We start from the raw sequence: 13,026 nt of genomic DNA, 5'->3' as shown, positions 1-13,026 counted from the left end.
TCACTTCAGGCGACAACTTCCTTGACAGCCACCGTTCTTCGACAGGAGCACGATCATGATCCCTTCGACCCAAGCCATCTCGCCGCTGCGCCAGCGCATGCTCGACGACATGCGCATGCGCAAGCTCGAACCCAAGACCCAGGCCGCCTACGTTCGCGCGGTGCGATACCTCGCCGGCTTTCTAAGACGCTCGCCCGACACAGCCACCGTAGAGGATTTGCAGCGGTTCCAGTTGCACATGACCGATCGAGGCATCTCGCCGATCACGCTCAACGCCACCATCACCGGGCTGAAGTTCTTCTTCGACGTCACGCTCGACCGGGGGAGCTGATGGCCCGAATGAGCTACGTGCATGTGCCCCAGAAGCTGCCCGTGGTGCTCAGTCGCGACGAGGCTGCGCGCCTGATCGCTGCGGCCTCCAACCTGAAGTACCAGACGGCCCTGTCCATCGCGTACGGCACCGGGCTTCGGGTCAGTGAGATCGTGGCACTCAAGGTCGGCGACATCGACAGCCAGCGCATGACGCTGCGCGTCGAGCAGGGCAAGGGTCGCAAGGACCGCTACGCCATGCTCTGTCCCTTGCTGCTGGAGCGGCTGCGCGCCTGGTGGCGAGTCGCCCATGCCCAAGGCAAGATGCTGCCGGGCGGCTGGCTGTTCCCCGGCATGAACCCGGTGGATCCATTGACCGCACGCCAGCTCAACCGCGCCGTGCACGCCGCCGCCGAAGCGGCCAGGATCGACAAGCGCGTCTCCATGCACACGCTGCGTCACAGCTTCGCCACCCATCTGCTGGAGCAGAAGGTGGACATCCGTGTGATCCAGGTGATGCTCGGGCACAAGAAGCTGGAGACCACCTCGGTCTACACCCATGTCGCCACCGAGGTGCTGCGCGAGGTGGTCAGTCCGCTGGAGATGCTGCAGCCCGCGTAGGTTGTCTTGCGTGGCGCACCCCGCCCTGGAGGTTGCCGACATCTTTCGCACCCACGGTCCCGATTGGCGCAACGCGCAGCAGGGTCACCTGAGCCTGGGCCAGCTCAAGGTCATGTCGGCCATCGAGCAGTGCCGCAGCGCGGCGCTGGGGGGCCATGTGTTGCGCTGCGAAGGCTGCGGACAGGACCAGATCGCCTACAACTCGTGCCGCAACCGGCATTGTCCGAAGTGTCAGGCCAGTGCGGCACAGCGCTGGCTCCAAGCGCGTCAAGCCGATCTGCTGCCGGTGGACTACTACCACGTCGTATTCACCTTGCCCGCGCCGATCAGTGCCATTGCGTACCAGAACAAGGCCGTGCTCTACGCGCTGCTGTTCGACGTGGCCGCCGAGACCTTGCTGACCATCGCGGCGGATCCGAAGCACCTGGGCGCCAGCATCGGTGCGACCCTGGTGCTGCACACGTGGGGGTCGGCGTTGACGCATCACCCGCATGTGCACGGGATCGTGCCGGGCGGCGGTTTGTCGCCAGGCGGCGAACGTTGGGTCGCCTGCAAGCCCGGGTTCTTCCTGTCCGTGCGCGTGCTGTCGCGGCTGTTCAGGCGACGCTTCCTCGAAGCACTCACCCAGGCGCATCGCTCCCATCGGTTGCGGTTCTTCGGCGAGCTCGCTGCTCTGGCCGACGCGCACGTGTTCGCCGACTGGCTCTGTCCACTGCGCCAGTGCGAATGGGTGGTCTATGCCAAGCGCCCGTTCGCCGGCCCCGAAGCGGTGCTGGCCTATCTGTCGCGCTACACACACCGGGTGGCCATCTCCAACAGCCGGCTTCTCGCCATGGACGAGCGGGGCGTCACGTTCCGCTGGAAGGACTATCGGGCCGAGGGCCGCACGCGCCACAAGACGATGACGCTCGATGTGGATGAGTTCATGCGTCGCTTCCTGCTGCACGTTCTGCCCGCTGGCTTGCATCGCATCCGCCACTACGGATTTCTGGCCAACGGCAACCGCACGGTCAAGCTGAGGCGCATTCGCGAACTGCTGGTGCAAGAAGTCGATGCCGCCGCGCAAACATCGAGCGTCGATGTCGGGCCTTGTCCTGCTCAACCGGCCTTCCTCTGTACGCACTGCGGCGCTCCGATGATCGTCCTGCTGACCTTCGCTCGCGGGCAACCGATCCGCGCACCACCCCAGCGGGCTCAGGCACCATGAGTACAAAGCTGCATCAGCGTTCGAGGCAACCTCGATCCCTCGTCTTCGTGGGTCGCGAGGTGCTTTTGTCTTCATGCTCAACGAAGGCCCTTGTAGCTCGTCCTGTCTCCGGCCAAGTCAAGGTGACGACTTCGATCCGCTGCGCTGTGCCAACGACATTGGCCGGTTCGCCAGGCGCATCGTCGGCGCCGACTCGCCCCCAGCACCCCGAATCCCCATAGATTCGTCGCTTTCCCAAGCCCTTGCGGTGCATTGCGCGGTTTCCTCCTTCGAGGCTTGTCCAACACCTGCCCTCATGCCGTCGTCATGCTTGACGCTGTCATGTCGCACGGGCAGGCATCGGACAACCCTTAACTATGGTGGACACGATTCCATGCTGATGGCGGACGGCAGTCCACCGTCATCGCGGACACCGTTCCACGGTGAAGGCGGACAGCGTTCCATTTTGAAGGCGGACACCCCAGCAGTGTCCTGAGTGACCCAAACGAGGCGTAGGCTGCCCGGTTTTTTGACCGGAAACCAGCTATGTCCACACCAAGGGTCACCATGAGCAAGATACGACACACGTTGCAGCTGCTTCACAGCGGCAACCTCAACACGCGGCAAATTGGCGCAGCACTGGGCATTTCCAAGTTCACCGTCAGCGACATTGCCAGCTACACCCGCGCCGCCGGGCTCGATTGGAACGAAGCCCAGCATTTAAATGAAGAGGAACTCCAGGCCCGGCTTTCCCCGGTCATCAGCGACGGGGCCGACTGGCTGGCAAACGCCATGCCCACTTCGACGGGCAGACGGGGCATGAGCGGCAGCATCTTCAAGGCGTGGATGAAGACCGAGGCCACGTAGGGATTGACGATGCCGATGCCAGCACCTTCGGCGGCCAGGGTGCAGATGGTGACGGAGTAGGTGGTTTCCAGCGCCGCGCTGGCCTGCACTGCATGCTGCTCCATGGTGCGCTGAAACTGCTACTGGATCTCGTCGTCCGTGTTCAGGTTCAGCAGCACCTGGCCCTGCAAGTCGCGCACATGAATGGCATTGCGTCCGGCCAGCGCATGGGCCGGATGCATCACGCATACCGCGTTGGAGCGATGCACGATCTGGCTCGACAGGTGCGGATGGCTGATCGGCGTGGTGCTGAGCACCAGGTCATACAAACCATGGAGCAGCCCTTCGCGCAAATGGTGGGCGCCAATGGTCTGCAGGTTGATATGCACGTCACCCGAAGAAACCGCGCCTCATTGGCGGCCGGGCGCGCTGAGGCTGCCCGCCACATCGCGGTCCACCAGGCGTTCATCGGCTCGGACCTGGTCATTGTGGGCAAGCGAAGGGACTCAACTTTTGTGGATTTCCTGTTCGGCAGCGTGGCCCGGCGCGTCGTCAGCCTGGGGGGCTGCGACGTGCTGGTCGTCGGCCATGACTACCAGGCGCCAACAGGCGCTGCGGCCAAGGGGCGAATGCAATCCCTGCTCCAGGGCGAAGCCAGCCAGTTGCAACTCGTCAGGAGAAAGGCCGTTTGAGCGCAAACCATGTGGAGGCCCGTTGAACGGCACGAACCCCTGAGCCCGGTCAGTAGGTCGTGCCAAAAATGAGGTGAACTTGCCGCGAAAGCCCTGAGTGCTGAGTGCTGAGTGCTACCATTCGCGCACTTGATAAGTATTTGATTTCTACCCATGACGTCCACCTTTTCCCCCCTTTGCACAGGCGCCACGAGCAGCCTGTCTGCGGGGAGGTGCGCCGCGGTATGCGAATTGTGGCCCTACGAGCCAGTCGCACATTCCTCAGCCCGGCGATAACTTTTCCTCTTTTCTGCGCAAACCATCGATCGCCGGGCACCCGCTTAGCGCGATCGCGGCCGTCTGCTTTGAGCAGATCTGGTCGCACCCGATGGAGATCCGTCATGTATCCAAATAACGCCGGTGAGCGCATGCTCACCGAACTCGATTTCACCCGATTGTCCAAACTCAATGGCGGGCAACTCCCCGAGGCCTTGGCTATGGACTTGCGCTCGGCTGAGCTCGTGCAATCGCGCGACATTGCCCCGGACGTCGTCACGATGTATTCCCAGGTCGAGATAATCTTCAGCGATTCTGGACTTCGGCAAAAAGTCACGGTGTCCTATCCCTGTGACGCCGAGCCGGAGCTGGGCTTTATCTCGGTGCTTTCACCCATCGGCGCGGCTTTGGTGGGCAGGCGCTTGGGGGAGGTCTGCAGTTGGCGTGTGCCCAATGGCCAAGAGCGCTCTGCCCAAGTAGCGACGATTTTGTTTCAGCCCGAGGCCTCGGGCGACTACACCACCTGAGCCGCGCTCTGGCCTGCAAGCTGGCCGCCTGAAAAGACCCAGCGCGCCACGCCCTAACCCACACCTCATTGGAGCCAGGGCGAGCAGTTTTGGCTTTACCGGAAAACGCCCTGCTCGACCCACAAGTAAGTGTTGGTTTTCCTGCATTGGCTGCCAGCATGAACGGACTTCATCAACAGCGCACCAGCGAATGCACGAGGTGCATTGGCAGCGCACATCGAAATTGGATTGAATGCAATGGAATTCACAAAGACATTTCTCAGGGCCAAGAGTCCCTGCGCCGACGGCTTTCGGTGGTTTGTCCGCAACGTCGAAGACGGCAGCGGTTACCAGGAAGCTTTGGATACGCTCGTGAGTGCCGGGCGCGTGGATGACGCGTGCTGGCTGTTGACGCAGTTTGGTCCAACCAACGCCGTTTTGATCGTCGATTCACTGGACGCCGAGGCTGTTGTCTACGCTGGCGCCCTGGAGGTTCGCGGTGGGATCGATGTTGACACAGTCGTCCAGGCCGGTCGATCGATTCGGGCGGGTGGCGGCCTGCGCGCCGGTCGCGCCATCGTGGCAGGAGAGGACATCCGGGTGGCGGGCAGCATTTACAGCAACGGCTCGCTCCAGGCCGGCGGTGACGTTCGGGCCGATTGGGGCATTGAAGTTCAGAACGCCATTTTTTGCGCTGGCAATGTGCGCGCCGCCTGGGATTTGATCTGCCACGGCAAACTGTCACTGACAGGCAGCGCATTCGTCGGACAGAACCTGATCGTCCAGGGATTGGTCGAGTGCGGCAAGAGCCTGCGCGCTGGCGGCGCGATTGTTGGCGTTGAAAGCATTCGGGCCGGGCAAGGTATCCTGGCCGGTGGGACCATCAGCGGCGGAATGCATTTGGAAGCTGGCTGGGGCATCAAGTCCGGCGAATCCATCCACGCAAATGGCTCCATCAAGGCCGGCGAGAGTCTTTCGGCGGGCGACGAAATCCGCGCAGGCGTTGGCTATGGGGTTTATGCCGGCTTGAGCGTCCAGGTCGAATCCTGGGAGTCCAGCGCGCAGGTGCAGGCCGCGAGAAAGCCAGAAGGCTTGATGAGTGGCTGCTGGGCAGGGCCACGCAGTGTGTGAAAACTGCCTGGTGAGGGCGATGGCGCTGCCGCCTGTAGGTGCCCGTTCGGTGGTCACTCAACTGGTGATGCGCAGCACCGTGTGATCCATGCACAAAAGTGTGTGCAGGCCACGCCCCAAGCTTGACCTATCCTTGAGACATGCACACGGCATGAAACTCTAATTGGGGAGGCTATTGAATGATCGAATCCCTGGTAGCGGGCAAGCTGCACGGCCAGCCTGCCCAAAAGACCGGCAGGACGGGAACGCTGTTCGTGACCGCCAAGGTGCGTGCCCATGCGGGCGATAGCGATGTGTTCGTCAACGTCATTGCCTTCAGCCAGGCCGCTTGCGAAGCCCTGCTGGCGCTGGGCGACGGCGACGCCGTGGCGCTGGCCGGCAGCTTGACGCCCAAGGCCTGGACGGACCGCGAGGGCATCGCCCGGCCGGCACTTGACCTGGTGGCCAGCCAGGTCTTGACGGCTTACCATGTGACGCGCAAGCGCAAGGCGCTCGAGCGCAGGCAGCCTGGCCCATCCGACTCCCAGCAGGTAAGCCGGCACGATGAGCTTGACGATGGCGGCCCGCTGGACTTTTGAGTCCGCCCCTTCTCATCGATCAAGGACCGGCAAAGCCGTAATTCCTGCTTTGCCCGTGGGGGAGTTCACCAATGCTGCGGCGATGTGCTCATGCCAGAGATGAGCTTGGCGCCTGGAACGCAGGACGTCCTTGAGGTTGCACGGCCAGCAGCCTCGATTGTCCTGGCTTGCTTGGGTGATCCATGCTTTTCCGCCATCACTGTCAACTCCGCATCAGTGCCAACACCGACAGTCCAGGCGCAGCCTGCATCGACTGGGCCTGGATCTACACGCTGACGTTGGGAGCCCACGCAGCGATCACCAGCATGCAACCCATCAGCGTCAGGCCAATGGACATCCGCAGGCGCAGGCGACGTTTCACTCGGGCCCTGTGGTCGCAGTAATCCCGGTAGTCCCCGTTGTTCCAGTTCACGCTGCGGTTGAGAAAAAACATAGCACTTCCTTGTCCATGCGTTGTTGATGTGCTTCCTGCGCAGTGCAGCTCGACCCTTTTGCAGTGCCGCGTCGCACCTGCGTTGTCTGGATCCAGTTTCGTCAATGCAGTGCTTATTGCCCATCACTTCAAATGGTTACTTCCTTGAAGTTTTGATACGCTGTGTTTTAAGCTCATCCATGAGGACCTTGCGGAACCCATGGCGGTTTTTGAAGCTTGAACCAGGTCAGTACCATTGTGTAAATCACGTAAACATAAGCAAGTAAAGATTTCTGCAAAAAAGACAACCTTGCCCATGACAGACTCTCTCCAGCATGACAGCCCCTTCAGACCTCAGCGAATACGGCTTGCCCGCAGGCTGCTCAAAACGTCAGGAACGATGCGGTAGATTTGCGCGGCGATGAACATCGCTTCCCAAGTGGATCGCCAAAGGTACCCGCTGTTGACGGCCCTATCACGTGGACAGCCGGTTGTTTTGTGCCCTTGGCGGTCAGCGTCTGAAAATTCTTACCGCGTGTCATCCGTCAGCACACCGCTGCGCTTGGAACTGCGCGCCTTGTCCTCATATGAGGCTCAACCTCTTTGGCTGTCCGGCGGCTCTGTCCCCGCGCATCACTGCGCATTTGCCGACGACCATCTACTTTGGCTGGTTTTTATTTCTAGGAACTTTGTGACTACTTCTTTACGCATCACCGCCGCCGCCATCATCTCTTTGACCATCGCATCCCTGGTCGCCCCTTCATCAGCGTACGCCAAGCGGATGGGCAGTGCAGGCCGAACCATTCCTCGCGCCAGCCTGAACAAGACGCCTGCAGCACCGGTTACATCCAAGGCGACCGCAGCGCCCGTCACCCCGCCAGCAGCTGCCGCGCCTGCAGCCGCCGCAACTCCTGGCACGCCAGCACCCGCTCCTCGTGGCCCCGGCATGATGGGCACCATGGGCGCAGCCGCCGTGGGTGCTGTGGCCGGCACCATGGCCGGCAGCGCGCTGGCCGGTGGCTTGTCTTCTGACAAGGACGCCAAGGCCAAGGAAGCCGAAGCTGTGGCCGCCGAGAAAGAGGCCAAGGAGTTGCAGCTCAAGGCTGACGAAGCCAAACGCAAGGCTGAAGCGGCTAGAGCCACGGCCAAGTAAGTTTGCTTGATGGCTGAGCTGTCGGTACTGAGCCGATGGCAAACAGGTATCAAGCGCCCTGGCGCTTGGTACGCGCCCTGATGTTGAGCGCCTCGACGCCCAGGGAAAACAGCATGGCGACATAGACGTAAGCCTTGGGGACATGCACATCGAACGCTTCGGCGACCAGCAGCGTTCCCACCATCGTCAGGAAAGCCAGCGCCAGCACCTTGATGGAGGGGTGCCGGTCCACGAACTCACCGATCGGCTTGGCCGCAAACATCATGACCGCCACTGATGCCACCACGGCAGCCACCATCACGCTGATGGTGTCCACCATGCCCACGGCCGTGATCACCGAGTCCAGCGAAAAAACGATGTCCACGATGCCGATTTGCACAATCGTTCCCCAGAACAGGGTGGCACCGGTTTTCACCTTGTCGACCCCGGCGCTGATCTCGTCGGGCTGATGCGCTTCGACCTCCAGGAAAATCTCATGCGAGGCCTTGTACAGCAGGAACAGCCCGCCCCCGAGCAGGATCAGATCCCGTCCGCTGATTTCCTGGCCCACCACGGTAAAAATCGGAGTGGTCAGCGTCATGACCCAGGCCAGGCTGAACAGCAGCGCGATGCGCGAGACCATCGCGAAGGCCAGGCCAAGACGGCGCGCCAAGTCCCGTTTTTCGGCCGGCAGGCGCCCCACCAGGATACTGATGAAGATGATGTTGTCGATGCCCAGAACGATTTCAAGCGCCGCGAGCATGAAGAAAGCGATCCAGACATTCGGGTCGGAGAGTAGTTCCATAGGGAATCCGGGCAAATGTAAAGCCGATCAGTCTAATGAGATCGTCTTGGCGTGGTCGCTGAAACAGGGCCCAAAGCCACAGGTAAATGAAGGCTTATGCGCAGGCAGGAACCCGAGACGGCAACCCTTTGGGCTTGGACGTAGCCCTTGAGTGCCTGTGTCAATTCCAGGGTGTCGTTGGAGTGGTGGCTCACTCGCAGCAGGAGCGGCGTGCCAGCGGCCTTTAAGGCCAACAGATGGCCCGTCCGCTGAAAATCCAGTTCAAGGGCTGGTCTGTAAAAAGCTGAGAAAAGACGAGCCACATTCAGCGGCAACGTACCGCATCTGCGCGCTGGCTACTTCATCGAAGACAGCTTGTCGTTCGTCGAGCATCTGCTTATTAGAGACACGGTGCATTGATCATTCCGATGGTCGCCAGCCTGACATCAGAGCGGCCGCTGACGTGCACCGCCGGACGAAGTCGTTCAAAATGCTGAACCTCAAAGTCAGGCAGCGGCCCCCGATAGGCAAGGAGGCAAGTGATTGAACAGCAGATGCGCTGGCGTTGGCCCCAGGTTGGGCTGTCCCTGACCCATGAATCCGGGAATTAGTCACACAATCCTTGTCTTTTTGAGCAGCGAAGTTACAACAAAGTGCAACAGCAGTAAATTGAATGGCGCCAGCGGCAAAGCCAGGCGCGGCACGCTGCTGTTGTCAAGCAGTGGCAACCAAATTCAAGGAGCATCCATGGCTACTGGCAATGAACCTGCGGTCGGGTCGGACTTTTTGGTCAAAGGCGGCTCCCTGTCGTCGGGCTCTCATCTGGCTGGCGCCTTGCCCTCCCTGTGGCCGGGGTTTCTCACGGGCCAGGCCGAGCACCCGGTGCGGGTGCTGCTGGTCGACGATGATCCGCACATGAGCCGTGTCATCGCGCACGAACTACTGGGCGATCTGCGGATCGACCTGCTGGGCCAGGGCGGCAGCGTGCGGGAGGGCCGCCGCCTGATCAGCCAGAACGAGTTCGATGTGATGCTGGTCGACCTGAACCTGGGCGACGGCAGCGGCTTTGAGCTGATCGAGCACATGAAGGCCGTGCGCCCCATGGCCGAGGCGGTCGTCATCTCGGCCATGGAGGACGAGCAGCACGCGCTGCATGCGTTCGAGCTCGGCGCCACCGGCTACCTGGTCAAGAACTCCTGGTTCGGCAACTTTCCCCAGGCGGTGCTGCAGGTGGTCAATGGCGGCGCGTCGATCACGCCCAGCCTGGCGCGCCGGCTGCTGGGCAAGTTCGAGGCGCCCCAAGCCACGGTCCAGACGCTGCCCGTGAGCCAAGGCAAGGACAGCAAGCTGTCCGAGCGCGAACAGCAAGTGCTCAAGCTGGTCGCCTCGGGCCAGACCAGCACCGAAATCGGCGCGCGCCTGGTCATCAGCGCGCAGACCGTCAACACGCACATCAAGAACATCTACCGCAAGCTCAATGTGCGCACGCGTGCGCAAGCGGTGGGTTTTGCCACCAGCCACCGGCTCATGTGACCTGCCCCTGGCGGCCGGCGTGTCGTTCGTGCCCCGCCGAGCGCCTGGACCACACAGCGCGGCTGAAAAAATAGCCCATCCGCCTGGCCTCTTTCATGGTGTCATGAACACCTTGGGGGCGAGCAGAAAACCGAGCCACCAGCCTAACCCGTCTGCGAACGCTCTCCTGCAGCAATTCAACTGTTGAGCTTTCAACAAAAAACCACTACCCTTTGGCCGCGCGTACAGAAAGGATCTCATGAGGTTTTATCTATTTGAACCCCAGGCCGACAGGCACATCCGCAAATCCCGCGAGTATCTGGAAGAAGCCAACCTCAAGCGGGTCGAGCATCAGGTGGCCGCCGAGCACCATAAGGCATTGACCGCCATGTATGCCGAGCGAATCAGCCGCATCGAGGCGGAAATCAGCGCTGCATTGCAGGCTTCTTCCAAGAGCAGCCAGCCAGTCCAGGCCGCGGACAGCGAGAGCGTTCGCCCGCAGTCCGATTCGGTGGTGATGTATCCGTCGCGGGCTTCGCAGGCCTGAGTGCGACCCCTTCGGCCGAGATCCGCAGGGCGACCAGCACCAGTCGCGCGCATCATGATGGCGTATAGCACCTTGTGGCTCGATGCGGACGACTACCACCTGTATCTCGTGACCGACTCGTTTATGGGCTCCAGAACAGAAGAGCCAAAACTTTCTCCAAAACAGGCCTCCGAATGGTTATGGAATCTGTTTGTGCAAAAAGCCGGGGTCGAGTACGAATAAAAATAATGTGCTTGATCGGCTACACGTCTGCTTGAAACGCAACGGCAGTGCTGGTTTTTAATTCCAATTTTTCTGGATTCTGCGCAGCTCCTGGATCAGATGAGTGCGACCAGAGCCAAATGCTTGCTTCGTCTTCGCACGTATCTTGGACAGGATGACGCGCCGCCATAATCCCAAGAGCTGAAACTACATGAATCCGACGGGGAAACCCACTTCGTAATGCTCGACGACATCAAGAAAACACTCTGTCTGCGCGACACGCTGCTGCCACGCCTGATTTCAGGCCAGTTGTGCTTGCCAAAGGCCAACGAAGTGGTTGAAAAAGCCTGCGCATGAAACCCGCCAGTAATACCCCGCTCGCCCTGCCCGAAGGCTATACCGACTGGCTGGCCCAGCTCAAGGGCCAGATCGCCCATGCCCGCCAGCGCGCTGCGCTCGCGGTCAATGCCGAGCTGGTGCAGCTTTATGGCCGGATTGGCCGCGACATCCTGCAGCGCCAGCAGGCCCAGGGCTGGGGCACAAAGGTCATCGACCGGCTGGCCCGTGACTTGAAGGATGCTTTTCCCGACATGCGCGGCTGGTCACCCAGTAACCTCAAGTACATGCGGTTTTTTGCCCAGCATTGCCCGGATGGTCAATTTGGTCAGCAGCCTGCTGACCAATTGCCGTGGTTCCATGTCGTGACGCTGCTGACTCAGCTGGACAACGTCGCTGACCGCGAATGGTATGCGGCGCAGACGGTGCAGCATGGCTGGTCGCGCACCACGCTCGCGCTACATATCAAGAACCGGCTGCAGCAGCGCCAGGGTGGCGCGGTAACCAATTTTCAGGCGCGACTGCCTGCTGCCGAGTCGGCGCTGGCCCGCGAAACACTCAAGGACCCCTACTTGTTCGACTTCCTGGGTTTGGGCGACGACGCACACGAGCGGGAAATAGAAAACGGCCTGATCCGCCACATCACCCGCTTCCTGCTGGAGTTGGGCGCCGGCTTTGCCTTCGTCGGCCGGCAGTTCCGGCTGGAGGTCGCCGGCGACGAGTTCTTCATCGACCTGCTTTTTTATCACACGCGCCTCAAATGCTACGTGGTGGTTGAACTCAAGGCCACCGCCTTCAAGCCCGAGCACGCTGGTCAACTCAACTTCTACCTGGCGGCGGTCGATGCGCAGGTGAAAGCGCTAGATGACAAGCCCACCATCGGCCTGCTGCTGTGCAAGCAGCAAAACCGGCTGGTGGCCGAATATGCACTCTCGGGCATCGACAAGCCCATCGGCGTGGCTGAATACCAGCTGCTACGCGACCTGCCGGCTACCTTGGAGCAGAGCCTGCCGAGCATTGCCGACATTGAAGCGGAACTGGCAAGCGACGCGGGTGCGCTGCAAGCCATGGATGAACCCGATACACGAAAAAAACCGAATGATCGGTCATGAAAATCGCCAGATACCTCTTTGCCGCACTCGTCATTGCCGGCGTGCCCTGCGTTGCCAGTGCCAATGAAACCGGCCTGAGCAAGCAATACATCGCCTGCATGGACAAGGCGGGCGGTACTACGTTTGGGATGATTGAATGCATCAACACTGAAACCCAGCGTCAGGATGTCCAGCTCAACAAAGCCTACAAGGCCCTTATGGCCGAGCTGCCGCCCCCGCGCAAGGCACAGCTGCAGGAAGCGCAGCGCGCCTGGATCAAATACCGGGATACCAACTGCGCCTTCTACTACGACCCGGACGGCGGCACGCTGGCACGCGTCAATGCCAACAGCTGCATGTTGACCGCCACCGCCGACCGTGCCCGCGAGCTTGAAAGACTCAAGCAATGACCGGGACTAAACCGGCACCCATGCGTTACCCCTTGCTCTCGCGCCTGATCATGGATGTAATGCGACGTTCGGGTGTAGAGGCTGTGCGAATCGTTGAGTGAAAAATACGGCTTCGGCCGCTTTTTTGGTGGTTTTTAACCAAGCCGGGACCCGCCCGGCTTGATTCAAGCCGGGCTCATGCCGGCATCGCTATGACCCCCCAGGCCGACCGCGACGAGCTGGCGCCAAACCGTCTGGCCATGCGCGGGCCAGCGCCGGACAAACTCGCTCACGTCCAGCCGCTCATCAGGCTGGTCGGGCACCTCGACCACGACAGAAATAGTGGTGCGGCCGCGCTCTTCCTGCGACTGGATCCTGTACTTGCCAGCCTTGGACTGCACAGGCGCAGGATTGGCGTAGGCTATCGCGAACATCGTCTTTTCCTCATCGAGCGTAAACACCCTGCCGATTTTTGCGCCCAGGGCGCCACCGTTCATC

General features: G+C 61.1%; 13 protein-coding genes and 2 pseudogenes. 11 read left to right on the top strand and 4 right to left on the bottom strand.

Annotation, left to right across the window (positions count from 1 at the left end; all coding sequences use genetic code 11):
* The first annotated feature begins 55 nt into the window (after window positions 1–55).
* Both ABLV49_RS20935 and ABLV49_RS20930 read left to right on the top strand, forming a co-directional pair.
* Window positions 56–930: pseudogene (locus ABLV49_RS20935) on the top strand (tyrosine-type recombinase/integrase).
* 10 nt (window positions 931–940) lie between these two features.
* Window positions 941–2,137, top strand: coding sequence for an IS91 family transposase (locus tag ABLV49_RS20930; RefSeq protein WP_432280031.1), 1,197 nt, complete (start codon window positions 941–943; stop codon window positions 2,135–2,137).
* Between the two features lie 656 nt (window positions 2,138–2,793).
* Here ABLV49_RS20930 and ABLV49_RS20925 read toward each other — a convergent pair.
* A pseudogene (locus ABLV49_RS20925) lies at window positions 2,794–3,351 on the bottom strand (LysR substrate-binding domain-containing protein).
* Here ABLV49_RS20925 and ABLV49_RS20920 point away from each other — a divergent pair.
* The 4 genes from ABLV49_RS20920 to ABLV49_RS20905 all read left to right on the top strand — a co-directional run bounded on the left by ABLV49_RS20920 (window position 3,346) and on the right by ABLV49_RS20905 (window position 6,124).
* Window positions 3,346–3,654 (top strand): universal stress protein, encoded by a 309-nt coding sequence (locus ABLV49_RS20920; protein ID WP_349282220.1) that lies wholly within the window; start codon window positions 3,346–3,348, stop codon window positions 3,652–3,654. The pseudogene ABLV49_RS20925 and the gene ABLV49_RS20920 sit on opposite strands and share 6 nt — an antisense overlap.
* Window positions 3,655–4,034: 380 nt before the next feature.
* Window positions 4,035–4,436, top strand: coding sequence for a GreA/GreB family elongation factor (locus tag ABLV49_RS20915; protein ID WP_349282218.1), 402 nt, complete (start codon window positions 4,035–4,037; stop codon window positions 4,434–4,436).
* Window positions 4,437–4,673: 237 nt separating this feature from the next.
* Window positions 4,674–5,546 carry a hypothetical protein gene (locus ABLV49_RS20910; RefSeq protein WP_349282429.1) on the top strand — a complete coding sequence of 291 codons (873 nt, stop codon included), beginning with the start codon at window positions 4,674–4,676 and terminating at the stop codon, window positions 5,544–5,546.
* Window positions 5,547–5,725: 179 nt separating this feature from the next.
* A complete protein-coding gene (locus tag ABLV49_RS20905; protein WP_349282217.1) occupies window positions 5,726–6,124 on the top strand; it encodes a single-stranded DNA-binding protein in 399 nt (132 codons plus the stop codon).
* Between the two features lie 265 nt (window positions 6,125–6,389).
* On the opposite strand, the gene ABLV49_RS20900 is transcribed toward ABLV49_RS20905, so the two are convergent.
* A complete protein-coding gene (locus ABLV49_RS20900; RefSeq protein ID WP_157040556.1) occupies window positions 6,390–6,557 on the bottom strand; it encodes a hypothetical protein in 168 nt (55 codons plus the stop codon).
* 670 nt (window positions 6,558–7,227) lie between these two features.
* On the opposite strand from ABLV49_RS20900, the gene ABLV49_RS20895 reads away from it, so the two are divergent.
* Complete coding sequence (locus ABLV49_RS20895; RefSeq protein WP_349282216.1) at window positions 7,228–7,689, top strand: ABC transporter substrate-binding protein; 462 nt, start codon at window positions 7,228–7,230, stop codon at window positions 7,687–7,689.
* A 49-nt stretch (window positions 7,690–7,738) separates the two neighbouring features.
* Here the strand turns inward: ABLV49_RS20895 and ABLV49_RS20890 are convergent, their stop codons facing one another.
* Entirely contained in the window at window positions 7,739–8,473 is a 735-nt protein-coding gene (locus tag ABLV49_RS20890; protein ID WP_349282215.1) for a TerC family protein, read from the bottom strand.
* 726 nt (window positions 8,474–9,199) lie between these two features.
* Between ABLV49_RS20890 and ABLV49_RS20885 the strand changes: the two genes are divergently transcribed.
* The 4 genes from ABLV49_RS20885 to ABLV49_RS20870 all read left to right on the top strand — a co-directional run bounded on the left by ABLV49_RS20885 (window position 9,200) and on the right by ABLV49_RS20870 (window position 12,549).
* Complete coding sequence (locus ABLV49_RS20885) at window positions 9,200–9,985, top strand: response regulator transcription factor (RefSeq protein WP_349282213.1); 786 nt, start codon at window positions 9,200–9,202, stop codon at window positions 9,983–9,985.
* A 238-nt stretch (window positions 9,986–10,223) separates the two neighbouring features.
* Entirely contained in the window at window positions 10,224–10,511 is a 288-nt protein-coding gene (locus ABLV49_RS20880; RefSeq protein ID WP_349282211.1) for a hypothetical protein, read from the top strand.
* A gap of 554 nt (window positions 10,512–11,065) precedes the next feature.
* The gene (locus tag ABLV49_RS20875; RefSeq protein ID WP_349282210.1) at window positions 11,066–12,160 is read left to right on the top strand and encodes a PDDEXK nuclease domain-containing protein; all 1,095 of its coding nucleotides are present in this window, start codon (window positions 11,066–11,068) and stop codon (window positions 12,158–12,160) included.
* Window positions 12,157–12,549 carry a lysozyme inhibitor LprI family protein gene (locus tag ABLV49_RS20870; protein WP_349282209.1) on the top strand — a complete coding sequence of 131 codons (393 nt, stop codon included), beginning with the start codon at window positions 12,157–12,159 and terminating at the stop codon, window positions 12,547–12,549. The genes ABLV49_RS20875 and ABLV49_RS20870 overlap by 4 nt, the downstream gene beginning before the upstream one ends.
* A 164-nt stretch (window positions 12,550–12,713) precedes the next feature.
* Here ABLV49_RS20870 and ABLV49_RS20865 read toward each other — a convergent pair whose 3' ends face one another.
* Window positions 12,714–13,025 carry a hypothetical protein gene (locus tag ABLV49_RS20865; protein ID WP_349282207.1) on the bottom strand — a complete coding sequence of 104 codons (312 nt, stop codon included), beginning with the start codon at window positions 13,023–13,025 and terminating at the stop codon, window positions 12,714–12,716.
* Between the last annotated feature and the right edge of the window lies 1 nt (window position 13,026).

Source organism: Polaromonas hydrogenivorans (genome assembly GCF_040105105.1).
Classification (GTDB): Bacteria; Pseudomonadota; Gammaproteobacteria; order Burkholderiales; family Burkholderiaceae_C; genus Polaromonas; species Polaromonas hydrogenivorans.
Note: the sequence above shows the minus strand (reverse complement) of the source record. Positions and strands in the feature narration are given on the sequence as shown.